This window comes from Flavobacterium sp. 9, assembly GCF_002754195.1.
Taxonomy (GTDB): domain Bacteria; phylum Bacteroidota; class Bacteroidia; order Flavobacteriales; family Flavobacteriaceae; genus Flavobacterium.
In genome coordinates, this window is sequence record NZ_PEEU01000001.1 from 3,576,538 (window position 1) to 3,602,439 (window position 25,902).

A 25,902-nucleotide genomic window follows, 5' to 3' on the forward strand; every position below is an offset into this window, starting at 1 on the left:
ATGAAAATAATTCAATCATTTTGGTCGCAAAATCTGACGGATCCATTAGCAGAAAATTATGGATGGCTTTCAGAACCCCATAATTGGCTAAGCTGGATATTGAGTGCTAATCAATTAGCTAAATTTTATAAAGTAGAATTATATACAGATCAAAAAGGATATGAAATATTAATAGATAAGCTACAATTGCCTTATCATAAAGTTCATGTTGTTTTGGATGAACTCAATCATTATCATAAAAGTCTTTGGGCAATGCCTAAAATTAAGACTTATAGTCTTCAAAATGAACCTTTTTTGCATGTTGACGGAGATGTATTTATTTGGAAAGAGTTTTCGGATGATTTATTAAGTGGTGATTTTATTACTCAGAATTTAGAAATTACAACCGAATACTATGAAGAAATGTGGAAGGATATCTATCCTAATTTAGTTTTCGTTCCCAATGAAATGAAAGATTATATTAATAATCATAATAATTATGCCTACAATATGGGTATAATAGGAGGTAATAATTATGATTATTTCAAGAAATATGCAGCCATTTCTTCTGATTTTGTGGATAATAATAAATCAGTTTGGAATTCGATTAACGGGTTTAATTTCAATATTTTTTTTGAACAAGTATTGTTTTATAACATGGTAAAAGAGTCTTCTGAGAAAGTTAATTGCTTGTTTTCGGACACTCCAAATGATAATAATTATATAGGATTTGGAGATTTTGACAAAGTGCCTAATCAAAAAAGCTATCTGCATTTATTAGGGACTTATAAAAAAAGTGTGAGTATTTGCAATAATCTGGAAACTTATGTGATCAAAGAATATCCGCAATATTTTGAACGCTTAAGAAAATTGTTTCCTTCTCATTTTTCGCATTATGATATGTCTTTTGATTCGTCTAAAAATCTGGATTTGAAAAATGAATTCAAATTGCAAAATGCGTTCAATACAAAACAAGAATTTTCAAGTGAGTATATTATAGGAAGAAATTTTATGGCGTTAGAATTTCCACAAGAATTTGATGATTTAATTGCTCAAAACAGAGCTTTTGAATTATTAAAATTATCGGAGGTTGTAATAGGAGATGTTTTCAACGAAGAATTAAATGAAAATTTAAGATCTGTTATTGTACCTGAATTGGGAGATCTGATGTCGCGTTTAAGCATAGACGAAATTGATGAATTGATTTTACAGGAATTAGACAAACCAATACTTTACGACAAGCTTATTGTTCATATGACTGCTTATTTAGAAGAGGATGTAGACGAACACGGAAGAAAGGATTTTATTGAATTGATTCAGAATCGAATCCGATTTTTTCTAGTGGAGAAAGTACTTTTTTTAAAAATAATGGTTGAAGAAACAGATTTAATTCCATCAAAATGACAGACTTTTTTTATTTAAAAAAATATCTTCAGGAACATAAATATTATCAATTCGAAGAGAAAATATTATTTGAATTAGAATCACATCCTGATTATCCAAGTTTAGTGGCAATTGTTGATGTATTCAATTATTATGATATCGAAAATATTGCGGCAAGAGTAGATCAAAGTGAGCTGATAAATTTGCCTGAAACGTTTCTTTCTGTTTTTTGCACCCATACGGGAAATGAAATTGTTTACACAAAAAAAAGAGGACAGAATTTTGAAATTCAATTTGCAAATGGTTTTATTCAAAAGCTTTCCAGAACGGAATATTTTGAAGGATGGAACGGAATGATTGTGGCTATTGAAGAAAATGAAAATAATGAGATAGAAAATAATGTCTTTTCTCAAAATATCCGTTTGTTTCTATTTGGTATTTGCATCATTGCGTTATTGCAGATTTACAGTATAAATTTATCAAACCTGGTTTTGTCAATCAGTTATGCCTTAACCTCTTTTGCGGGATTATTGATCAGCGTTTTTTTAGTTAGAGAAGATTTAGGTTTTAATGATGTGTCGGTTTCAAGAATATGTCAGGCGTCAAAAAAAACAAGTTGCAAAGAAGTACTGTCGTCTAAAGGAGCAAAAATATTTGGCAATTTAAAGCTAAGTGATGCATCACTAATTTACTTTTCTGTTTTAGCAGTTTTTTCTGTTTTTACAGTATTTACAGATAGTTTTGTTGTTTATAGCTGGTTAGCATTGTTTAGTATTCCCGTGTTGTTTTACTCCGTTTTTACTCAATATTTTATCGTAAAAAAATGGTGTGTTTTGTGTTTAGGTATTGCAATTGTATTAATACTTCAGATTTTATTAGTTTCAATTTACGGTTTTAATACAGCAATCTTAAGTTTGACAGTTTTAAAGAAAGTCGTTCCATTTTTGTTTGTTTTTGCATTGGCAAGTTTTGCTTTTTTAGAATTTAAAAGATTGATAAAACAAGGTTTGGTTAATAAAATTATCGAAGTAAAATACAACCAAATCAAACGAAAATATCCTGTTTTTAAAGCATTGGCAAATAATGACGAAAGTATAAATCAATATACTTTAGAAGAGATGGAAGCAATTGTAATAGGTCAGGATAATGCCCCAATTGAGCTCAATGCAGTTCTTAGTGCTTCTTGTATACATTGCCACAAAGTCTATCAAAACCTAATAAAATTGTGGAATAAAAATCCAGAGCAATTAAAAATAAAACTTGTTTTTAATATAAACGCAGAGAATGTAAACAATCCCTATAATATTATTTATAAGCAGGCGGTTGGCTATTATCTTTCCGGAGATCATGACAAAGTGATGGCGTTATTGCATGATTGGCACGTAGATAGAATAGATTTTGAAATGTGGAAATCACGATGGATAAATGATCAATCTGAAATAGGAACAGAAATAATACAACATCAATATCATTGGTGTCTTGAAAATAAAATTTTTCACACTCCTGCAATTATTTTAAACGGGCAACTGCTGCCAAACGAGTATGAAGTCCACGAACTCAATTTTTTTATTGATAATTTAATAAAAGAGAAAACCCCAGTACTTTGAAAATAAAACCATTCCCTTTTTATAAACAGCCCGATGCTAAGGATTGCGGCCCAACTTGTTTACGAATTATCGCAAAATATTATGGAAAAGTAATTGAACTTCAGCAAATACGTAATCTTTCTGAAACTACTCGTGAAGGCAGTAGTTTACTGGGATTAAGCGATGCTGGAGAAGCCTTAGGATTTAGAACTCTTGGCGTAAAAAACAATTTTGAAACTTTAAAAAATGAAATGCCTTTACCTTGTATTGTTCATTGGAATAACCAACATTTTGTGGTGGTTTATAAAATGAAACAAGACAAAGTTTATATATCTGATCCTAGTCATGGATTAATAGTATATTCTAAAGAAGAGTTTATTAAGTTCTGGATTGGCAAAAATGCACATGAAAAAACGGAAGAAGGTATTGCACTTTTATTAGAACCAACACCGGAGTTCTACAAAAACGAATGGGATGCCGAAAATTCTAAAAGAAGTTTTAGTTATTTAACAAAATATCTGTTTCGTTATAAAGGTTTAGTAATTCAGTTAATAGTTGGATTAGCGGCCGCAAGTTTATTTTCGTTATTGTTTCCGTTTCTTACCCAAAGTATTGTTGATGTAGGGATTCAAACTCAGGATTTAAACTTTATTTATTTAATTCTTTTAGCTCAATTAATGCTTTTTGCCGGTCAAACAGCGATCGAAGTCCTTCGTTCCTGGATAATGCTGCATTTGAGCACGAGAATTCATATTTCATTGGTTTCTGATTTTTTTATAAAACTCATGAAATTACCAATTAGTTACTTTGACAGCCGTATGACTGGCGATATAATGCAGCGAATAGGAGATAACCGCAGAATTGAACAATTGCTAACCGGCAGCTCACTCAACGTAATGTTTTCACTGCTAAATCTAGTGGTGTTTAGCTTCGTTCTGGTTTTTTATAATCTTCAATTGTTTTTGGTGTTTTTAGTAGGCAGTATCGTTTATCTGGCGTGGATTTTATTTTTTCTGAAAAAACGAAAAGAACTGGATTATAAGCGTTTTTCGCAAGTTTCAAACGAACAGTCAAAAGTCATGGAACTTATAAACGGAATGCAGGAAATTAAAATGCATAATGCCGAAAAACAAAAACGCTGGGGATGGGAATTTGTCCAGATACGTCTTTTTAAAGTCAACATGCAATCGCTTACGCTGGAACAATGGCAATCTGTAGGATCAAATTTTATTAATCATCTTAAAGATTTACTGATTACTTTTTTTTCGGCAACCTTAGTTGTCAAAGGAGAATTGACACTAGGAATGATGATGTCTGTTCAATACATTATTGGGCAGCTAAATAACCCGTTAATGCAAATGGTAAGTTTTGTACGCTCGCTTCAGGATGCCAAGATAAGTTTAGAGCGTCTGGGCGAAATTCATGATAAAGAAGATGAAGAAGATTTATTGAATCCTAAGATCCATGATTTAGGACATTCAAATATCAGTATTAAGAATTTATCTTTTAGATACACCGGAAATCCTAATTATGTTCTGGAAGATTTAAACTTATTTATACCCAAGCAAAAGACCACTGCTATTGTAGGAACCAGTGGAAGCGGGAAAACAACTTTGCTAAAACTTCTGATGAAATTTTATGAACCTAATATGGGTGAGATTCTTCTTGAGAATATGAAATTCAATACTATTTCGCCAAGTGCCTGGAGAGGAAAATGCGGAGTTGTAATGCAGGATGGATTTATTTTTAATGATACAATTGCCAATAATATTGCGGTAGGTGATGATTATGTAGATAAAAAAAGACTTCTACATGCTATTGAAACCGCCAATATTAAAGATTTTATCGAAAGTTTGCCATTGTCTTATAATACACAAATTGGAAACGAAGGAACCGGAATTTCCGGAGGACAAAAGCAGCGGCTTTTGATTGCCAGAGCAGTTTATAAAAACCCGGATTATTTGTTTTTTGATGAAGCAACTTCTTCTTTAGATGCAAATAATGAAAAGGTAATCATGGAAAATCTGAATCAATTTTTGGTTGGTAAAACGGCAATTATTATCGCGCATAGATTATCTACAGTAAAAAATGCAGACCAGATTGTGGTTCTTGAAAAAGGAAAAATCGTCGAAATAGGAACGCATAAAGAACTTGTTCAGGCTCAGAAAAACTACTACGAATTAGTTAAAAATCAATTAGAATTAGGGAATTAAAAGCTCCGTTAAATTAAATCAAATGGCATCAAAAAATGTTTTAGACGATATAGAATTACGCTCTGAATCAGTTCAGGAAGTACTGTCAAATCCGCCTGCGTGGATTGTTCGTTATGGGATTTCCATCATTTTTGTACTAATAGTAGTGTTTGTTATTGGTTGTTGGTTTGTAAAATATCCTGATATAATAGCAGCAAAAGCGGTAGTTACGTCAAATTATCCGCCGGAGCGATTGGAATCTAAAGTAAATTCCAGAATTGTCAAGCTATGTGTTTCTAACTCTTCAAAAGTTAAAAAAGAAACCATAGTCGCAATTTTAGAAAGTACAGCAAATTTTGAAGATGTTTTAAAACTGGACAAAATTGTAGCCTCAATTTCTTCTAATTATCAAACGTTTTATTTTCCCTTTAAGGAAATGAATAATTTAGAGTTAGGTGATATTCAATCTTCGTTTAGTCAGTTTCATAAAGCGTATATTGAGAATGAACTCAATCAGAAACTTCATCCTTATTCAGAAGAAATAAATGTGGGCAAAAGCTCGCAAACAGAAAACGCAAATAGATTAGCGTCTTTATATGAACAGCAAAAATTGGAAAAAATAAAGCTGAATTTAAGCGATGTTCAATACAAAAGATCTTTGCAATTATTTGAGAAAGGTGTGATTTCGAAATATGATTTAGACATTCAAAAAGGAAATAATCTGCAGGCTAAACAAAGTTATGATCAGACGAATTCGGCAATTTCACAACAAAAAGAAGCTATAAATCAAGCTAGAAAACAAGTTGTAGCAAGCCAGATTTCGCAAGAAAAAGCAGATGTTACTACTTTAAGTTCTTTGTTTCAGGCATTAGACGAATTGAAAAAAAGTATCCATGTTTGGAAACAAAACTATTTGTTTGTGGCAACTTACGACGGAACTTTTAGATTTCAGAATTCTTGGAAAGAAAATCAACTTATAAAAACCGGAGATTTATTTGCAACAATATTACCCGAAAATCAAGGAGAATACTTGGGAAATCTAAAAGTGCCTTTGCAGAATTCAGGTAAAATTCAGATCAATCAAAAAGTATTAATCAAGCTGGATAATTTCCCATATCAGGAATATGGAATGCTTGAAGGACGCGTTCAGTCGATGTCAACAATAACAGATAAAGACGGGAATTATTTTATCGAAGTCGCAATGCCAAAAGGACTAAAAACGACTTATGGCAAAGAGATAAAATTTGATAAAGAATTAACTGGTTCCGCAGATATTATCACTGAAGAAATGCGCTTGATTGAGCGAGTTTTTTATCAATTCAGAAAATTAGTTCAAAGATAAATAACTATTTTTCAAATAAACAGATGTAAAAGAGTGAATTTAGGAATTCGTTTTTGTCTGAAAAATATCCTTTTTTAAGTAATTATCCTATTTTTAGAATAAAGTTTTTAACACTACAACGTTTGCGAAATGTCATTTCGAAAACGCTATAGTAGATTTACGATTTATAGGATACCTTTATTAATTATGTCATTTTTTGCTTTAATATACATTACTTAAATTATGAAAAAAACTTTACTTTTATTTTTCCTTTTGTTATCCGCAATTACATTTGCGCAACAACAAACGGTTACTTACAGTGTAAGTCCATCAACTTTTGAAGAAACTACTGCAATTACCATTACAATTAATGGAAACAGTGTCAATGAAAGTGCTTGGGGAGTTACAGATAACTCACTTTATTTGTGGGCATGGGCTTTTGATACCAATGATACCACTCAAAAAGGTACTCCAAATAATGGTGGTTGGGATGCATCCAGCGATGCGAGTAAATTTACATACAACTCAGCTTCCGATACTTATACAAAAACAATTACGCCAACAACCTATTATAATATAACAGGAATTGGTAAAATTGGATTTTTGGTTAAAGCAAAAAATGGAACCGGCGATAAAAAGTCACAAGATATTCTGGTTGAAGTAGGATCTTTTCAAGTAACATTAACATCTCCGGCAGAAAATAGTACTACAATTGTAGCTTCGGGAGCAAGTTTTAATATTGCTGCAACAAATACAAACGGAGTTGCAAGTTATTCCTTGAAAGCTAACGGAACTGTTATCAATACAAATGCGAGTACAGCAAGTTATTCTTATTCAGCAACTAATATTACAGCCAATCAAAGTTATGAGTTAATTGCAACTCAGGGAACAACGACAATCTCAAAAAAGTTTTCGGTTGTTGTAAATCCAAATACAGTTTTAGAAAACATGCCTGCGGGTTTAGTTGACGGAATTAACTATAATGCTTCTGATGCTACAAAAGCAACTTTGGTTCTTGATGCACCATTAAAAGACTTTGTTTACGTTGCAGGAAGTTTTAACAATTGGCAGCCTTCATCGGCGTATGCCATGAAAAAAGATCCAACTTCGGGGAAATTCTGGTTAGAATTAACGGGTTTAGTTTCCGGCGTAAATAATACGTATCAATATTGGGTAGTTGAATCTACTCCAATTGCAAATTCACCTTCATTGGTAAAAACAGCAGATCCATATTCAACTTTAGTTTTATCTCCTTTTGATGATTCTGGGATTCCTGCAGCTTCATATCCAAATATACCGACTTATCCGGCAGGACAAAATTTTGAAGTTACGGTTTTGAAAACAGGACAAACTCCATACAATTGGAAAGTGACAAATTTCACAAAACCTGCAAAAGAAAAATTAGTAGTTTATGAAGTTTTGGTTCGTGATTTTGATGCCAATAAAAATTATCAAAGTCTGATTGACAGAATCGATTATTTTAAAAATCTTAAAATAAATGCAATCGAATTAATGCCGGTTATGGAGTTTGAAGGCAATGAAAGCTGGGGTTATAATACTTCATTTCATATGGCTTTGGATAAATTTTACGGAACTTCAGATAAGCTAAAAGAGTTTATTGATTTATGTCATGAAAATGGAATTGCGGTGATTCTTGACGTTGCTTTAAATCACGCTTTTGGTCGTAATCCTATGGTTAGAATGTGGATGAATGATCCTGATGGAGACGGTTTTGGTTCGCCAACAGCTGAGAATCCTTATTTTAATACCGTTGCAAAACATACTTATAGTGTTGGAGAAGATTTTAATCACCAATCACTAAAAACACAAAATTATGTAGATCGTGTAATCAAACAATGGATTGAAGAATACAAAATTGATGGTTTCCGTTGGGATTTAACCAAAGGATTTACACAAGCTTGTACAGCATCAGACGAAGCTTGTACGAACAGATATCAGCAAGACAGAGTAGATATCTTAAAGAAATATGCTGATTATTCCTGGAGTCTTGATCCTACACATTATACCATTTTTGAACATTTAGGAACTGATGCCGAAGAGAAAGAATGGGCAAATTACAGAGTTACAGAAACGCCTAGTAAGGGAGTTATGATGTGGGGAAAAATGACAAATCAATACAATCAATTGTCAATGGGATACGCAACTGATAGCGATATTTCCAGAATGGCAAGTGCTAGTCGTGGTTTTACTGCAAACAGATTAATGGGATATGCAGAAAGTCATGACGAAGAGCGTTTGATGTATAAAAATGTTCAATACGGAGCTACAAGCGGATCTTATAACGTGAAAACATTAAATACAGCTTTATCAAGAATGTCTGCAATTGGTGCCGTTTCGTTATTAGTTCCTGGTCCAAAAATGATTTGGCATTTTGGAGAACTAGGTTGGGACAGTTCTATTTTTACTTGTAATAATAACACCGTAAATACAGATAATGATGCTGCTGCCGGAGATTGTAAATTAGATACAAAACCACAACCTCAATGGGTTAATAATTGGTTAGGAAACACGAATAGAAGCAAGATTTATAATGATTGGGCAAAAATGATTAATCTTAAAACTACAGAACCTGTATTTTTAGGAACTCCAACTATTTCAAGTCCAAATTCATTAAGTATCAATATCAAAATCAAGAATGATAATCTGACTTCGGCACAATTAAAAGACGTTGTGATCTTGGCTAATTTTGATCTTACGGCAAAAAATATTGCGACAGGTTTTCCATATGCAGGAACTTGGGTTAACTTAATGGATAACACAACTATTGTCGTTACGGATGTAAATGCAACTATAAGTATTCCAGCTGGAGAATATAGAATTTACGGTAACAAACAAGCGAATTTAGCAATTGAAGATTTCGAAAAAGGAAATTTAGTTAGTCTGTATCCAAATCCGGTTGCGAACTACTTTACTTTAGATATTGCAACAACCAAAGTTCAGGTTTATGCAATTTCAGGTCAATTGGTAAAAAGCTTTGCAACACATGGAAATTTAGATTTTCAGTTTGGAGTAAGCGATTTGAAAACAGGAATATATATTGTAAAAGCTTTTGACGAGAACGATAATGTTCGAGTAGCAAAGTTTATTAAAAAATAACTTTTAGAGTATAATCTGTATAGTCTGAAAAGTCTAATGTTTGGTTTTGTTTAGTAATTAAAAAGGGTTGTCTGGAAACAGACAACCCTTTTGAGTTAAAGTGTATTTTAACTTATTTCTTTTTGTGATTGTACTCGCCAATTACAGCAAAATAGCCAAAAGTTCCTAATCCTAAAACAATTAACGGAGTAAGAATAAAAAGAATAATGATGCCAAATACCAGGTCATCTTGTTTGTCTGAGAGTAATTTTGGTAACCCAAATTCAAAAATGCAAAAGTAAGTCGCGGCAATTGCGAGGAGTATCCATAAAACACCTAAAATTTGCTTAATCGTATTCATATTGTATATAGTATTAAAGGTGATTCGTTTTATTTTTATTATCGATATAAATCATTCCAATTACAAAGCAAACAGAAGCTATAATGATTGGATACCAAAGTCCTTCGAGATAAAATTCTGGTTTTCCGGCGTCTTTTGCATGTGTTACAAAATAGGTTGAAATCGCAGGAAGTAAACCTCCAAAAATTCCGTTTCCAACGTGATAAGGCAATGACATTGATGTATATCTGATTTTTGCCGGGAACATTTCTACCAAAAAAGCAGCAATTGGTCCGTAAACCATCGTAACAAAAAGCACCTGAATAAAAACCAGTAAAATCAAAGTCCATTCATCATTTGAATTAATATTTATTGACGTGCTAACCTGAGCTTCTTTTTTATTTACTACATACGATCTTTTTTCGATTAAGGATGTTCCGTCTGTAAATTCTTTTTTAATAGTGACAATCGAATCGTTGCTTTTTGTGATTTCTGTCGTTTGCTTTGTTTTTTCTATGATTTCAGTTTTGTAACTGACATCAGTTGTATTGTACATCATTTTATAGATAGGTCTGTAAAAGAAAATGGCAAGCAACATTCCGCCCATCATAATATATTTGCGTCCTACTTTGTCGCTCAGCCATCCAAAAACTATAAAAAACGGCGTTCCAATTAAAAGTGCAATTCCCAATAATCCATCAACTTGAGACGAATCTATATTCATTACAGTTTTCATGAAACTCATAGCATAAAATTGTCCTGTGTACCAAACAACGCCTTGTCCCATTGTAGCGCCAAACAACGCGAGTAATACAAATTTAAGATTGTATCGATTTCCAAAACTTTCTTTTAGCGGATTTGTGCTCGTTTTTCCTTCTTTTTTTGCTTTGGCGAAGACAGGAGATTCATCCATGTTTTTCCGAATCAAATACGAGACACCAACCATTGCAATAGAAACCCAAAACGGAACACGCCATCCCCAGGAATCAAAAGCTTCGGCAGAAAGAATATTTTTAGTAGCGAGAATAACCATTAATGAAATAAAAAGACCAACTGTAGCGGTGGTTTGAATCCAGGAAGTCCAATATCCTTTTTGTCCAACCGGAGCATGTTCTGCAACATAAGTAGCTGCGCCGCCATATTCGCCACCAAGAGCAAGTCCTTGTAATAAACGTAGAATTAAAACGAGTAAAGGTGCAAGAAAACCAATAGTTTCATAACTGGGAATACAACCAATTAAAAATGTAGAGCCTCCCATTAATAATAAAGTTGCCATAAAAGTATATTTCCGACCAATAATATCACCAAGTCTTCCAAAAAATAATGCTCCAAAAGGACGGACTACAAATCCTGCAGCAAAAGTGGCTAACGTAGATAAAAAAGCCGCAGTTGGATTGTCGCTTGGAAAGAATTTAGTGGAAATTACAACAGCTAAACTTCCAAAAATATAGAAATCGTACCATTCAATCATCGTTCCCATTGACGAGGCTGAAATTACTTTCCAAATGCCTTTTGTAGAATTTTTACTCATAAAATATTTTGTGTTTTTGATAATTAATTGAATAATTAAGTAACATTTTACGAATATATGAGATATTTTTTTATTTGTTCAATACTTTTTTAACAAAATTAGTTCACTTATTGACTTTGTTTTTCTTCTATCAGTAAATGCCTAATAATTCGAAATAAATTATAGATTGAAGATTATAGTGAGGGCTTCTAAATATAAAGAAGTGTTGTTTTCTTAAGAAAGAAAACACTAGTTTTGCAGAACAATTTTAAAACAGAAAATGGTTGTCATATTGAATAAATATTGACATTAAAAGGGAATTTGGTGTAACTCCAAAACTGTCCCGCAGCTGTAAGCTCATTAACTGAAACCCTTTAATACGTCACTTTTCATTTTTTGAAAGGGAAGGCTGGGTGTAGGGAGCAAGTCAGAAGACCTGCCATTTTTATAGTAATAAATAGCTTTCGGGGATTGAAGCTTGAATTAAAACCAATACTTTTTCACTCTATGTGATAATGGTATTGTTTGGTTATTCTATTCTCGTAAGCCATAAAAAGAGTTTATGAGATTTTTTTTCTGCAAATATGATATCGTAAAAACAATTTCCTGTTGGGTGTTTTTCTTTTCGATACATACTTTTTCTTCATTAAAAAAATCATTAAAACGTATCGTTGTACAAGATGTTTTGCTTTTTAAATAAAGGCAGACAGAAGCTTATTTTATAAAGCTTTTGCTGAAGATAAATTGTACATCGATTTAAAGATTTAAGTAATATAATTTTAAATATTTAATGATGAAAAACCAATTTTTTTCCAAGCAGTTAATTGCAATTGCTTCTTTAATGATCCTAACAGTTTCGTGTAATAATGATGACAATTTTACAGCTCCTCCAGCAATAAAAGGTCAGCAACAATTAAAAGACACTTTAACTATAGGAAAAGTACTAAAATTAAGTTCAAAATTAACAGATAGAAACAATGTTTCTTTCGAATGGGCCGTAGACGGAAAAGTTGTAGGATCTGATTCTACTTATGTTTTCAAACCAGAAACAAGAGGTGATTTTAAAGTTACAATGACGGCAAAAAATGATGGAGGAAAAACGTCTCTAACCTATAATCTTCTTGCATTAGGAGCTTATGAAAACGGTTTTTTCATGATCAACGAAGGTTGGTATGGACACGGAACAGGAACAGTTGGGTTTTATAGATATGATACAAAAAAAATCGAAGACAGTGTTTTTGTAAAAGCAAATCCAGGTAAAGATTTAAAACCGGAATCGTCTACATTAGAATTCGGAACGATCTTTAATAAAAAACTATACTTAGTTTCTAAAGTTGGCGGACCTGTTGTTGTTACAGATGCTTATACACTTAAAGAAGAAAAAAGAATTCCGGCTCAAGGCGGAAACGACTGGCGTGCGTTAGTTGGTATTGATCAAAATCAAGCATTATTGACTTCTGGGAATGGTATCTATAAGCTTAATCTAAATACAATGGCATTAAACGGACAAGTTGCTGGTGTTACAGGTCAGGTTGGAGATATTGTTAAAGTGGGTAATTATGTTTTTGCATTATCTGCTTCACAAGGAGTTATTGTTCTTAATGCTTCAACATTTGCAGTTGTAAAAACGATTCCGGCTATGGTTCTAGGATTTGCCGTTACCGATGATAAAAAAGTTTGGGCAGCGGGAGGCACAAACCTTATAAGTATAGATTCAAGTACGCTTGCAGTAACAGAAATTCCGTTAGGTTTTCAAGCTTATGGAAGCTGGGGAGCATGGCATCCGGGATCTATTACAGCAGCCAAAAACAATGTTTTTATTGCTAAAAACGGAAGTTGGAGTGGTGGTAAACAAGTTTATAAATATACTGGTACGGCTGCATCTTTGGCAACACCTTTTATTACTTTGACACAATCTAATATATTATATGGTTCAGGAATTGGTTACGATCGTCTGAAAAATACTTTGGTTGTAAATACAGTAAATGAAGGATTTGGAGCAAATTTCGCAATAAATAATCTTTACTTATTCAATGCTGATTCTGGTGTTAAAACAGAAACGGTAAGTTTCTCAGGATATTATTTCCCTGCAGTTTCTGTATTTCAACAATAATTTTTTTATTTCTTAACCGCAAAGCGCGCTAAGATTTACGCAAAGGTTCGCAAAGTTTAATTTATGACTTTGCGAACCTTTTTGCATATAATATTGTAACATAGCCCGAGGTTTCAACCTTGGGATACAAAATATATGCGATCATATACTGCGTCCCAAGGTTGAAACCTTGGGCTATGTTTTAAATACGGTTATCATTTTAGGGATTAAAACTTAGCGAATCTTTGCGGTTAAATAGATCAAGAGGAAATATTGTGGAGAAATATATAACCACAAAGAACACAAAGATTTTTTAAGGTAGAGGTTTTATAAAAACACAAAGTTCGCAAAGCGTTGTGTTGATCTAGCTTTGCGAACTTTGTGTTTGTTAACCACAATCCAAGACAAAAAATCTTAGTGAACTTTGCGGTTAAATCCGATGCAATTAAGCTTTTCATGAAAATATTTAAAAACAAAAAACCCGAATATTTCTATTCGGGTTTTGTGGTACCTCCAGGGATCGAACCAGGGACACATGGATTTTCAGTCCATTGCTCTACCATCTGAGCTAAGGTACCTTTGTGTGCTTATTGCGGGTGCAAAGATAGAATCATTTTCCGTTTATCCAAAACATTTTTTTAAAAAAATCAATTCGTATCTTCGCAGAGGTAAAAAAATAAATATGGTTTTAGCAATCGATGTAGGTAATACAAGAATTAAAGCTTCTGTCTTTGAGGATAATAATGTTTTGGAAAGTTTTGTTTTTGATAAAAATGAGCTCGAAAAAAATATTGAAAAAATTTTAAAAAAATTTCCAAATTGCTCTGATTTGATCGTCGCTTCGGTTGGAAATATCGAAAAACAATCTTTTTTAGCTTTCGAAAAAACACTAAATATTCATTTTTTTACACACGAAGATCTTTTTCCTTTCACAAATAAGTACGCTACTCCAAAAACTTTAGGAATTGACAGAATGATTTTAGCTTCCGGAGCAACTTTACAGTTTCCGGAACAAAATAGATTAGTAATTGATGCAGGAACTTGTATTACCTATGATTTCATCGACGAAAATGACAATTATTTGGGCGGAGCAATTTCTCCGGGCCTACGTTTAAGGTATGAAGCACTCCACAATTTCACAGCCAGATTGCCGTTACTGACTTTAGAGGCACCTGAATCCTATATAGGAGACACGACTGCACAAGCCATTCATTCGGGAGTTGTCAATGGCTTCGTCTATGAGATTGATGGTTTTATCGATGAATATCGAGCAAACTTTTCAAATTTTATAATAATTTTAACGGGAGGTGATGCAGAATTTTTGGCTAAACGATTAAAAAATACCATATTTGCCAATTCAAATTTCTTACTGGAGAGTTTGAACCAAACATTTCAATATAAAATCGACAATGATTAAAAAAATTATAGTAAGCGCTTGTTTGCTTATCTCGTTCGTTTCATTCGCTCAACAAGGAACTGCTTCTCCTTATTCTTTCTACGGAATTGGGGATGTAAGGTTCAAAGGAACTCTTGAATTCAGATCTATGGCAGGAGTTGCAGTGGAGCAGGATAGTATTCACTTAAACATTGAGAATCCCGCGAGTTATGCCAGTTTAATTCAGACAACTTTTAGTGTTGGAGGAACTTTTGGAACTTCAAACTTAAAAACTAGTCAGGAAACTGCAAAAGCACAAAGAACTACTTTTGATTATTTGGCGATAGGAATTCCGATGGGGAAATTCGGTGCAGCATTTGGTCTGATCCCGGTATCTTCAGTTGGATATAAAATTAGAAACGACAGAACGGATACTGAAGGAGCTACAAGTTCTCAGCTTAGTGGAACCGGTGGAATTAATAAAGTGTTTTTTGGTTTAGGTTATAAAATCAGACCAAATTGGAATATTGGTGCAGATGCTCAATATAACTTCGGAAAAATCACAACAACAAGTGTAGAACTTCTTACAGGCGTTCAAAACTCAACTGCAGAAACAAATGCAGCAGAGTTGTCAGGTCTTAGTTTTAATATTGGTACAATGTATCAAACTAAGCTTACTCAAAAATTACAGTTATTTACTAGCTTGAATTATACTTTTGCAACTAATTTAAGTTCAAATACAACAAGAACTATTTCTGTTGATGGAGATTCTACTCCAATAGTATTTGATCCGCACGGTGATGATTTGAAATTGCCAAACAAAGTGACATTTGGTGCAGGTATTGGTCAGGCAAGAAAATGGTTAGTTGGTACTACAATGGCTTTTCAAGGCGATGGACAATTTGCGAATTACTATAATTCAGAGCAAAATGTACGTTATGAAAAATATCAAAAATATGCAGTAGGAGGATATTATATTCCAAATTATACTTCTTTCTCAAATTATTTTAGCAGAATTACTTATAGAGCAGGATTGAAATACGAGAAAATTGGTTTAATAATCAATAATGAATCTATAAAAGATGTTGGTATGACTTTAGGAGCAGGAGTTCCAATTCCTGGATCTTTTTCGAATGTAAACTTTGGTGTTGAATTTGGAAAAAGAGGTACTGTTTCTTCAAACCTGGTTCAGGAAAATTATGTAAACTTTAGCGTAAGTTTCTCTTTTAATGACAGATGGTTTATTAAGAGTAAATATAATTAAACATAAAATCTTATGTTTTTTTAAGCACATACAATTTACTACATTTGGCAAATGAATTTACCAAAGAGATATATTATAAATACTGTCACAGTTCTCGCTGTGACACTGTTTTTTGGATGCGAAAGTAACTTTAAGGATGTTCAGAAAATTAACTTCTCTGAATTCGTTCCGGGCAGTGATGCTGATACGGTTAATATTAAATACACGGATTCAGGTCGTATAACAGGGGTTTTGATAAGCAGGAAGATGTTGGATTATTCTAATCTGGATTTTCCATTTACAGAATTTCCTTTAGGTTTGGATGTTACTCTATACGACAAAAAACAAAAACGTACCTTTATACGATCAAATTATGCAGTTTCATATAAAACTACTGGTATAATAGATTTGCAGGGAAAAGTAAAAATCACATCAGAAACTGGTCAGATGCTGGAAACAGAACAACTGTATTTTGATCAGAAAAACGAATGGTTTTATACCGAAAGAAAATTCAAGCTTACAGACGCTAAAGGAGTTTCATACGGACAAGGAATAGATTTTAGTAAAGATTTTAAAGTGATTAATTCGCAACGAGTAAGTGGCGAAATTGAATCATCAGAAGAATAAAAAAAAGACATTATGGGTTACATGAAATATACGCAATACGTTTATATTGCTTTTGCAGTTTACTTTATCTATGACGGAATTACAAAGTTAAATGAAGGAAACGACACTTCGACTTTGAGTTTTATAATTGCAGGAATGGCTGTATTTATGTTTTTCTTCAGAAGGAAGTTTGTGAAGAAATTTGATGATCGTAACAAAAAACAGTAAAAATGGAAATTAGTATTATAATACTATGTTTAATACTATCAGCCTTTTTCTCAGGAATGGAAATAGCTTTTATTTCCTCGAATAAGATTTATCTTGAAATTGAAAAAAAACAAGATAATTTTCTTTCTCAGATTCTAACAAAACTTACCGAAAACCCTTCAAAGTTTATCGCTGCAATGTTAATTGGTAACAACGTGGCTTTAGTTGTTTACGGGTTCTTTATGGGAGATTTAATTCTAAGATGCATCATAAGTTTAGGATTTCATTTTTCTGATTTTAGCAGTTTGCTGATTCAAACAATAACTTCGACTTTTATAGTTTTAATAACGGCAGAATTTCTTCCGAAAGTGTTTTTTCAGATTTATGCCAATACGTTGATTAAAGCTTTTGCGCTTCCTGCGTATTTGTTTTATCGATTGTTCTATTATATTTCAACTTTCTTTATTTGGATATCAGATTTTGTCTTGAGGAAATTCTTTAAAACAGAAGGAGATCAGACGCAGCTTTATTTTAGTAAAATAGAACTCGGAAATTACATTACGGAACAAATGAATTCTGTTGAAGACGATGAAGAAGTAGATTCTGAGATTCAGATTTTTCAAAATGCCTTAGAATTTTCCGGTGTAAAAGCGCGCGATATTATGACGCCGCGTACAGAAATTGTAGATGTAGATTTATTTGACAGCATAACAGATCTTAAGGAATTATTTATTGAGACCGGATATTCTAAAATTGTAGTCAGTCAAAACTCTCTGGATGATATTGTGGGTTATGTGCATTCTTTTGACTTGTTTAAGAAGCCAAAAACGATCAAATCAGTTTTGATGACGGTTGAGTTTGTTCCGGAAACAATTTTGATAAAAGACGCTTTGGATTTGCTGATTAAAAAGCGAAAAAATGTCGCAGTAGTTTTAGATGAATACGGAGGAACTTCGGGAATTATTACAATCGAAGATATTGTAGAGGAACTTTTTGGAGAAATCGAAGACGAACATGATTCAGAAGAAGAAGAACTGATCGAAGAAGAGTTAGGTGAAGGGAAATATTTGTTTTCGACACGTTTGGATGTGGAGTATTTAAATGAAACTTACAAGTTAATGATTCCAGAAGAAGATTCTTACGGGACTTTAGGTGGTTTTATTGTGAATCATACCAAAGAAATCCCTCAAAAGGGCGATGAAATCGTGATTGACAACTTTTATTTTGTGATTGAAGAGGCGACAAATAAGAAAATTGAATTAGTCAAAATGACAATAAAAGACTGATTTTTTAAATTAATAAAAAAAATTGTTGAAAATAAAACGCTAGTTGTATTGTTATTAACTAGATAATTGTATTTTCGCAAACTGAATATAAAATTAACGATAATAAAAATGGCAGTTTTAGCAAAAATTAGACAGCGTTCCGCTTTATTGATAGGAGTTATTGCACTTGCATTATTTGCATTTATAATACAAGATCTTTTCACTAGAGGAAGTTTCGGTCAAAGTTCAAAAGATGTAGGAAGCATCGATGGAAAAGATATTTCATTTGAAGACTTTAGAGTTAAAGTTAGTAATGTTGAAAAAAGTGGTCAAGGAATTACTTCCACTGAAGCTGCAAACAGAGTTTGGGATCAAGAAGTTTCAATCGCATTGTTATCTGCTCAGTTTGATAAATTGGGATTAAGAGTTGGTGAAAAACACTTACTTGAAGTTTTAAAAGCAGATCCAAATATTGGTAAAAACCCAATGTTCTTAAATGCAGCTGGATTATTTGATGTAGCTAAATTTAAAGAGTACTTCAAAACAAATCCTGAAGCAGCTCAATATCTTTCTCAAAAAGAGGATGATGCTGAATTGAACGCAAAATATCAAATCTACAATACACTTGTAAAAGCTGGACTTTATACAACTGTTAGCGAAGGAAAGTTGAAATATGAAATGGAAGCTAACAAAGTAAACTTTGCTTATGCTGCTGCATTATATTCTTCTATTAAAGATAGCGATGTTAAAATTTCTGATGATGAAATTGTTGCTTATATGAAGAAAAACGAGAAAAAATTCAAAGCTGATGAAACTCGTGAAATTCAATACGTTTTAGTAGAAGACAAAGCTTCAAAAGAAGACGAAGCTGAAATTAAAGCTAAAATCACTGCATTATTAAACGGTAGAGTTGAGTACAATACAAAAACTGGTAAAAACGATACATTACCTGGTTTTAAAAGCGCAACAAACATTGCTGAATTCGTAAACTCAAATTCTGACGTTCCTTACGATTCTACATATGTTCCTAAAAATGCTTTACCAGCAATCGATGCTGATAAATTATTTAGTTTACCTGCAGGAGCAATTTACGGTCCTTATGTATACGGAAAATATTATGCTATCTCTAAATCTTTAGGATTTAAAGCTGGTGTTAACGCAAAAGCAAGTCATATCTTAATTGCTTATGAAGGATCTCAAACTCCAAATGCTAAAGAAAAAAGAACTAAAGAAGAAGCTAAAGCTAAAGCTGAAGAAATTTTAGCACAAGTTCAGGCTAATCCGGATAGTTTCATGATGTTGGCATTTACAAGTTCTGATGACTCATCTGCACAACAAGGTGGAGATTTAGGATATTTTGGTCCAAATCAAATGGTAAAACCATTCAATGATTTTGTATTCAATAACGGAATTGGAAAAATTGGTTTAGTTGAAACTCCTTTCGGATTTCACATTATCAAAATTACAGATAAACAAGACGGAATTCGTTTAGCTACAATTGCTCAAAAAATTGAGCCATCTGAAGCTACTTCTGATAAAGTATTTACATTGGCAACTAAATTTGAAATGGACGCTGCTAATAAAGATTTCAATGCTACTGCAAAAGAATTAGGTTTAAAAGTAGCTGCTCCGGTAACTGCAAAAGCTTTAGATGAGCAATTTGGTCCTTTAGGAAACCAACGTAACATCATCAGATGGGCATATGACAAAGAAACAAGCAAAGGAGATGTAAAACGTTTTGAAATTGCTAATATTGGGCACGTAATTGCACAATACAAAAGCGAAAACAAATCTGGTTTAGTATCTGTTACTTTAGCTAGACCTTATGTTGAGCCAATCTTGAAAAACAAGAAAAAAGCTGAAATGTTAAAAGCTAAAATGACAGGATCTAGCCTTGAAGCTATTGCTAAAAGCGCTGGTGTAGCTGTTCAACAAGCTGCTGACGTAACTATGGATAACCCGGTATTACCTGGTGGAGTTGGACAAGAGCCAAGAGTTGTAGGTAATGCATTTGCTTTAGCTGCAAACAAAATCTCTGCTCCAATTGAAGGAAACACTGGAGTTTATGTAGTGAAAAACATTAGTACTGTTAAAGCTCCTGCTGCTGCTAATCACGCAGAATATGTAGCTAAAGTTAAAGCTCAAAGCGCATCTGATGCAAGCAGAATTTTGCCAGCATTGAAAGCTAACGCTAAAATTGAAGATAACAGATTGCAATTTAACTACTAGTATTTAGTAATTAAATTATCAAAATAAGAAACCCGAAATATTCAAATGAATATTTCGGGTTTTTCTTTGCGCTACATTGTGTTTTTTGTAGTATTTATTAGCCGCTTTTCTTAATGTATATAGGAATAATAGAAATAAAATTTTAAATATTTGTGATATTCAAATTATTACAGTTAATTTGCTGCGATTTAACGAAGTAACTTCCGCCCCTAAGGTATTAGCTAAATTATAATTAACGGAGTAACAATCGAGTACTGTGGATAAACAAAAATTTTATATTTTTTTATGTTTAATTTGTTAAGAAGAAAGCCTAGGGTGTATACCAAAATTGAAAATCATATTTTGGGGATAATTACGGAACTTTTAAAACTTAGTAATACTGATATCAATTGTGATGAATTGGGTGGGAAGTATTATTTAAGTAACGAAGAACAGCATTTTAAAGTTACGGTATTAAGCAATGACTATGTTATTAGGCTGACTAATACTCGTGATTCTGTTGCTGAAAAATATGAAAAAACTTTTGTTGAAGATGTTTTGAAAGCTATAAAAGAAGAGAAACATCGAAGAATGGAAGTCGTTTATGATTCCATAAATAATAGTATAGAAAAAATGGCGGAGCGTTTGCATAATACGCTTATCGAAACTAATGAGCTCGAAACCCAAAAAGTGAGAAGACTTGAAACGAAACATATAAAAACAAAAAAAGCGAACTATTAGTTCGCTTTTTTGTTTTATGTCAGATTGTATTGATGATTTAATTTTGTAGAATCATTTCGTCATAAGTCAGGATTGTTTCGTATCCTTTTGAGGTGAAATATTCCGTTGGATTTTCTTTTGAAACAACCATTACAAAATCCCCGCCCCAAGCACCAAGACTTTTTACTACTCCGGAAAAATCAGGAAAAGCAATTTCTTTAATAGTTTCCAGTTCTAGTATATTGCTTAAATGAATTTCGTGTTTTTCTAAAGCAAAGGCAAATTCTTTCAAGTTTTCTGCTTTTAAAACAGCTTCCGTTATTTTATCGTTGTCGATTATGTTGTGAGCCAGATTTTGATTCTTGTTGTTGTAATAAGCGTTTATTGCAGCTTTACTATTTTGTTTTTTATTGAGGTAAACGAAGTAAATATTTTTAGTAAAATCTGGACTAAAATTAATTGCTTCTACAGTTGGTAAATTTTGCTGATCCAGACGATATATAATTGGTGTATTATTTTGAGCGCAGGCAATATCGTAACCACTTCCGCCAAAACTATTTTTAAGAAGCGTAAATGCATCAATATTAGTCCATTGAGCAATGTTATTCAATAAGGTTGACGATGTGCCTAATCCCCAGTTTTTTGGAAATGTAAGTTGTGTGCTTATTTTATAACCTTCTGCATTATTAATAAAATCAGGATTTAAAAGATATGCTTCGTGCAAAATGTTTACTAAAGTACTTTTAACTGTTTCGATTTGAACCGGAATATTGGCTATAATTTCAGAGAATAAAATAGTGTTTTGAAACCAAAGATTTTCATCAAAATCATAGCTTTGCCATTCAATTTCTTTATTTGAACCATTTTCTACAATTAAATTCTGTCCAAATTTTGTGGGTAACGCAAAAGCTTTGGCGCCATCTAAAACTAAATATTCACCTGTAATAAGGAGTTTTCCGTTACTGTAAAAGGTTGTTTTCATTCTGTGTTTTTTAGCCCCGATAGTAGTGAAAATCCTTTTTTGTTCGCCGCGGCGAATAAAAAAGATTGCAACGGATAGCGGGAATAGCTCCTTATCCTTCAACTAGTTTTAGAGCAGCTAATTATTTTCTTATATTTTCAATAAATTCTACAACAGCACTGTGTGAAACGGCATTTTTCTTAAAATGAGTTTTAATTAAATGGCGTTCTTCGTCTGTTGCTTCAAATTGGTTGATGATGTTGTTTAAATGCATTTTCATGTGGCCTTCCTGGATTCCTGTTGTTGTTAATGAGCGCAAAGCAGCAAAATTTTGTGCCAGACCTGCAACTGCAACAATCTCCATTAATTCTCTGGCAGATGGTTTTTCGAGTATTTCTAAGCTTAATTTTACTAACGGATGCAAAGATGTTAATCCGCCAACGGTTCCGATTGCTAATGGAATTTCTAACCAAAAAGTGAAGATTCCGTTCTCAATTTTAGCGTGTGATAAACTTGAATATTGACCGTTTTTTGAAGCGTATGCATGAACTCCAGCTTCTACAGCTCTAAAATCATTTCCGGTTGCGAGAATTACGGCATCGACACCGTTCATGATTCCTTTGTTGTGCGTAACGGCTCTGAATGGCTCAACTTCGGCAATTTGAACTGCCTGAACAAAACGCTCGGCAAATTCTTGCGGATTAGGAATATGTTTTTCTGTTAAATCTTCAATCGGGCAAGAAACTTCGGCTCTGACAAGACAATTTGGAACATAATTAGACAAAATGCTCATAATTACTTCAAGCGTTTCATTATTCGAAAATAAATCTGAATTTTGAAATTCTTCTTTTAATGTAGTAGCAAATTGCTCTAAACAAGAATTTATAAAATTTGCACCCATACTATCTTTTGTCTCAAAAGTAGCGTGAAGCTGAAAGTAGTTTTCAAGTAAACTTCTTTTGTCTTTTAATTTTATATCTAAAATTCCGCCACCACGTTGTTGCATGTTTTTAGTAATGCTTTGGGTTTCAGAAAAGAATTTTGGTTTGATTTGATCGAAAAAGGATTGTAGTTTTTGTGCATCTCCACGGAAAGTAAAATGTACTTGTCCAATTTTTTCGGTATCAATTACTGTGGCTTTAAAACCTCCGCGGGTTGCCCAATATTTGGCTGCTTTTGAGGCAGCTGCAACTACAGAACTTTCCTCAATTGCCATTGTGATTGTTTTGTATTTATTGTTTATTAAAAAATTTGGAGCGACTCCTAACGGAATGTATAGGTTGGTTATTGTGTTTTCGATGAATTCGTCATGCAATTGTTGCAGCTTTTCGTCTGAATTCCAGTAATTTCTTATAATATTTAAGGCTTCTTGGGGCTCTGTGAAGTAGGTATTGGCGATCCAGTTTATTTTTTCTTTTTTGGATAATTTAGAAAATCCGGCAACTGCGTTGTTCATTCTCAGTGTATTAAATAATATTGTTGCGACAAAGATACCAATTTAAGAGTTTTGTTTGAAATCTATTTAAAATTTGAAAGTACGCAATCGTTATTTTTTCTAACATTTAACACATGAAATGTGTATTATGTTTATTTTTTTTACTAAAATTGGGCTCTTTTTTATATTTAAAATAATTCAAATGAATACAAGTAAAATTACGGTTATACTTTTGTTATTAGTTGCTACTGTTTTTGGGCAACAAAAAATTACAGTTGAGAATATTTATGGTGGAGCTTTTCGGGCCAAAGGAATGGATGAATTGAAATCTTTGAAAAATACAGACCAATATACTGTATTGAATGTGGACAACGCCAGCAGAAGTATGCAGATAGATTTATACGATTTTGCAACTTTAAAAAAAGTATCTAATCTAATCGATACAAAAAATCATAAAGAATTAGCAAGCGGAATTAATAGTTACACTTTTGACGCTTCTGAAAAAAAGATTTTAATTGCTTGTAATTCTAATAAAATCTTCCGTCACTCTTTTACTGCAGATTATTATTTATATGATATCGCATCTAAATCACTAACAAAACTTTTCGATTTTCAGATTCAGGAACCAACTTTCTCGCCTGATGGAACTAAAATCGCTTATGCTAAAGAAAATAACCTTTATGTATATGATGTAGCTTCAAAAAAATCGACCGCTGTTACTACTGATGGAAAGAAAAACGCAATCATCAATGGTATTACGGATTGGGTTTACGAAGAAGAGTTTGCTTTTGTTAAGGCTTTTGACTGGAGTAAAGACAGTAAAAAACTAGCTTATATTCGTTTTGACGAAAGTGCCGTTCCGGAATTTTCAATGTCAATGTATCATAAAGATTTATATCCAACAATTGAAACGTTTAAATATCCTAAAGCAGGAGAGAAAAATTCAGTGGTTTCGTTACATATATATGATGCCGCTGCAAATGCTACTAAAAAAGTTGATTTAGGAAATTATAACGACTTTTATATTGCAAGATTAAAATGGACAAACGATAGTAATATATTATCGGCTCAGGTTTTGAACCGTCACCAGGATAATCTTGATTTACTTTTTGTTGATGGAACTACAGCTGCTGCAAAAGTGGTTTTGAACGAAAAAGACAAAGCATATGTTGATGTTACAGATAACTTGACTTTCTTAAAAGATAATAGTTTTATCTGGACTAGCGAAAAAGATGGTTTTAATCATATTTATCTTTATGATAAAACCGGAAAACTTAAAAATCAGGTTACTAAAGGTAACTGGGAAGTAGTGAATTACTACGGTTTTGACGAAAAAACAAAAACTATTTTCTACCAATCTACAGAAAATGGTTCTATCAATAGAGATATTTACAGAATTGGTTTAGACGGAAAAAGTAAAGTACGTTTAACTTCTAAAGTTGGAACAAGTGCGGCGACTTTTAGTCCAAATTTCCTATTCTTCATTAATACATTCTCAAGTGCTTCTCAACCTACGACTTATACTTTGAATGAAGCAAAAACCGGAAAAGAAGTTCAGGTTATCGAAAACAATCAGGCTCTTTCTGATAAATTGAAAGCTTATAACTTACCAACTAAAGAATTCTTTGTTTTAAAAACTGCAAAAGGAAATGAACTTAATGCCTGGATTTTGAAACCAAAAGATTTTGATCCTTCAAAGAAATATCCTGTTTTTATGTACCAATATTCTGGTCCGGGATCGCAACAAGTAAATAACGATTGGAATAGTACTGACGATTATTGGTTTATTTCGCTAACACAACAAGGTTATATTGTAGCTTGCGTTGATGGTAGAGGAACTGGTTTTAAAGGTGCTGATTTCAAAAAAGTAACTCAAAAAGAATTAGGAAAATTCGAAGTTGAAGACCAGATTGATGCTGCAAAAGTAATTGGAGCTTATCCGTATGTTGATGCTTCAAGAATTGGAATCTTCGGATGGAGTTATGGTGGTTTTATGGCTTCAAACTGTATTTTTCAAGGAAATGATGTTTTCAAAATGGCAATTGCAGTTGCTCCTGTAACAAACTGGCGTTTTTATGATTCTGTTTACACAGAAAGATACATGCAGACTCCACAAGAAAATGCTAGTGGATATGACCAAAATTCTCCAATAAATCACGTTGATAAATTAAAAGGTAAATTTTTATTGATTCACGGTTCAGGTGATGACAATGTTCATCTACAAAATTCAATGCAAATGATGGACGCTTTGATTCAGGCGAATAAACAATTTGATTCTCAGATATATCCGGATAAAGATCATCATATTCTTGGTGGTAAAACGAGAATTAACCTTTATAATAAAATGACTAACTTTATCAAAGAAAATTTATAATTTAAACAT

The 25,902-nt window shown here is 32.7% G+C and carries 18 protein-coding genes, 1 tRNA gene and 1 riboswitch; of the genes, 14 read left to right on the forward strand and 5 right to left on the reverse strand.

Annotated features, from left to right (window positions below):
* The 5 genes from CLU81_RS14785 (at position 1) to CLU81_RS14805 (ending at position 9,578) form a co-directional block, all read left to right on the forward strand.
* Entirely contained in the window at positions 1-1,383 is a 1,383-nt protein-coding gene (locus CLU81_RS14785) for a DUF6734 family protein (RefSeq protein WP_099710510.1), read from the forward strand.
* Positions 1,380-2,969, forward strand: a complete 1,590-nt coding sequence (locus tag CLU81_RS14790; protein WP_099710511.1) for a vitamin K epoxide reductase family protein — start codon at positions 1,380-1,382, stop codon at positions 2,967-2,969. The genes CLU81_RS14785 and CLU81_RS14790 overlap by 4 nt, the downstream gene beginning before the upstream one ends.
* Positions 2,970-2,971: 2 nt before the next feature.
* Positions 2,972-5,161 carry a peptidase domain-containing ABC transporter gene (locus CLU81_RS14795; RefSeq protein WP_099712771.1) on the forward strand — a complete coding sequence of 730 codons (2,190 nt, stop codon included), beginning with the start codon at positions 2,972-2,974 and terminating at the stop codon, positions 5,159-5,161.
* A gap of 22 nt (positions 5,162-5,183) precedes the next feature.
* A complete protein-coding gene (locus CLU81_RS14800) occupies positions 5,184-6,482 on the forward strand; it encodes an HlyD family secretion protein (protein WP_099710512.1) in 1,299 nt (432 codons plus the stop codon).
* A gap of 222 nt (positions 6,483-6,704) precedes the next feature.
* Positions 6,705-9,578, forward strand: a complete 2,874-nt coding sequence (locus tag CLU81_RS14805) for an alpha-amylase family glycosyl hydrolase (protein ID WP_099710513.1) — start codon at positions 6,705-6,707, stop codon at positions 9,576-9,578.
* A 112-nt stretch (positions 9,579-9,690) separates the two neighbouring features.
* Here the strand turns inward: CLU81_RS14805 and CLU81_RS14810 are convergent, their stop codons facing one another.
* Together CLU81_RS14810 and CLU81_RS14815 are read right to left on the reverse strand one after the other, a co-directional pair.
* Entirely contained in the window at positions 9,691-9,918 is a 228-nt protein-coding gene (locus CLU81_RS14810) for a DUF6814 family protein (protein ID WP_099710514.1), read from the reverse strand.
* Between the two features lie 13 nt (positions 9,919-9,931).
* Positions 9,932-11,428: an MFS transporter gene (locus CLU81_RS14815; protein ID WP_099710515.1), complete on the reverse strand. Its 1,497-nt coding sequence runs from the start codon at positions 11,426-11,428 to the stop codon at positions 9,932-9,934.
* A 243-nt stretch (positions 11,429-11,671) separates the two neighbouring features.
* Positions 11,672-11,866, forward strand: a riboswitch (cobalamin riboswitch).
* Positions 11,867-12,200: 334 nt separating this feature from the next.
* Between CLU81_RS14815 and CLU81_RS14820 the strand changes: the two genes are divergently transcribed.
* The gene (locus CLU81_RS14820) at positions 12,201-13,520 is read left to right on the forward strand and encodes a DUF5074 domain-containing protein (RefSeq protein WP_099710516.1); all 1,320 of its coding nucleotides are present in this window, start codon (positions 12,201-12,203) and stop codon (positions 13,518-13,520) included.
* Positions 13,521-14,004: 484 nt separating this feature from the next.
* Here CLU81_RS14820 and CLU81_RS14825 read toward each other — a convergent pair.
* Positions 14,005-14,077 (reverse strand) — tRNA-Phe (locus CLU81_RS14825).
* Between the two features lie 104 nt (positions 14,078-14,181).
* Here CLU81_RS14825 and CLU81_RS14830 point away from each other — a divergent pair.
* From CLU81_RS14830 to CLU81_RS14860, 7 genes are all read left to right on the forward strand, one after another.
* A complete protein-coding gene (locus CLU81_RS14830) occupies positions 14,182-14,916 on the forward strand; it encodes a type III pantothenate kinase (protein WP_099712772.1) in 735 nt (244 codons plus the stop codon).
* The gene (locus CLU81_RS14835) at positions 14,909-16,138 is read left to right on the forward strand and encodes a hypothetical protein (protein WP_099710517.1); all 1,230 of its coding nucleotides are present in this window, start codon (positions 14,909-14,911) and stop codon (positions 16,136-16,138) included. Before CLU81_RS14830 ends, CLU81_RS14835 begins: the two co-directional genes overlap by 8 nt.
* Positions 16,139-16,189: 51 nt before the next feature.
* Positions 16,190-16,744, forward strand: a complete 555-nt coding sequence (lptC, locus tag CLU81_RS14840) for an LPS export ABC transporter periplasmic protein LptC (RefSeq protein WP_099710518.1) — start codon at positions 16,190-16,192, stop codon at positions 16,742-16,744.
* Between the two features lie 12 nt (positions 16,745-16,756).
* A complete protein-coding gene (locus CLU81_RS14845) occupies positions 16,757-16,951 on the forward strand; it encodes a hypothetical protein (protein WP_099710519.1) in 195 nt (64 codons plus the stop codon).
* Between the two features lie 2 nt (positions 16,952-16,953).
* A complete protein-coding gene (locus tag CLU81_RS14850) occupies positions 16,954-18,216 on the forward strand; it encodes a hemolysin family protein (RefSeq protein ID WP_099710520.1) in 1,263 nt (420 codons plus the stop codon).
* A 108-nt stretch (positions 18,217-18,324) separates the two neighbouring features.
* Entirely contained in the window at positions 18,325-20,424 is a 2,100-nt protein-coding gene (locus tag CLU81_RS14855; protein WP_099710521.1) for a peptidylprolyl isomerase, read from the forward strand.
* Between the two features lie 342 nt (positions 20,425-20,766).
* Positions 20,767-21,144 carry a hypothetical protein gene (locus CLU81_RS14860; RefSeq protein ID WP_233209715.1) on the forward strand — a complete coding sequence of 126 codons (378 nt, stop codon included), beginning with the start codon at positions 20,767-20,769 and terminating at the stop codon, positions 21,142-21,144.
* Positions 21,145-21,181: 37 nt separating this feature from the next.
* Here the strand turns inward: CLU81_RS14860 and CLU81_RS14865 are convergent, their stop codons facing one another.
* A complete protein-coding gene (locus CLU81_RS14865; protein ID WP_099710523.1) occupies positions 21,182-22,105 on the reverse strand; it encodes a GYDIA family GHMP kinase in 924 nt (307 codons plus the stop codon).
* A gap of 121 nt (positions 22,106-22,226) precedes the next feature.
* Positions 22,227-23,540: a hydroxymethylglutaryl-CoA reductase, degradative gene (locus CLU81_RS14870; protein WP_099710524.1), complete on the reverse strand. Its 1,314-nt coding sequence runs from the start codon at positions 23,538-23,540 to the stop codon at positions 22,227-22,229.
* Positions 23,541-23,721: 181 nt separating this feature from the next.
* Between CLU81_RS14870 and CLU81_RS14875 the strand changes: the two genes are divergently transcribed.
* Positions 23,722-25,893, forward strand: a complete 2,172-nt coding sequence (locus CLU81_RS14875; RefSeq protein ID WP_099712773.1) for a S9 family peptidase — start codon at positions 23,722-23,724, stop codon at positions 25,891-25,893.
* Positions 25,894-25,902 lie beyond the last annotated feature (9 nt).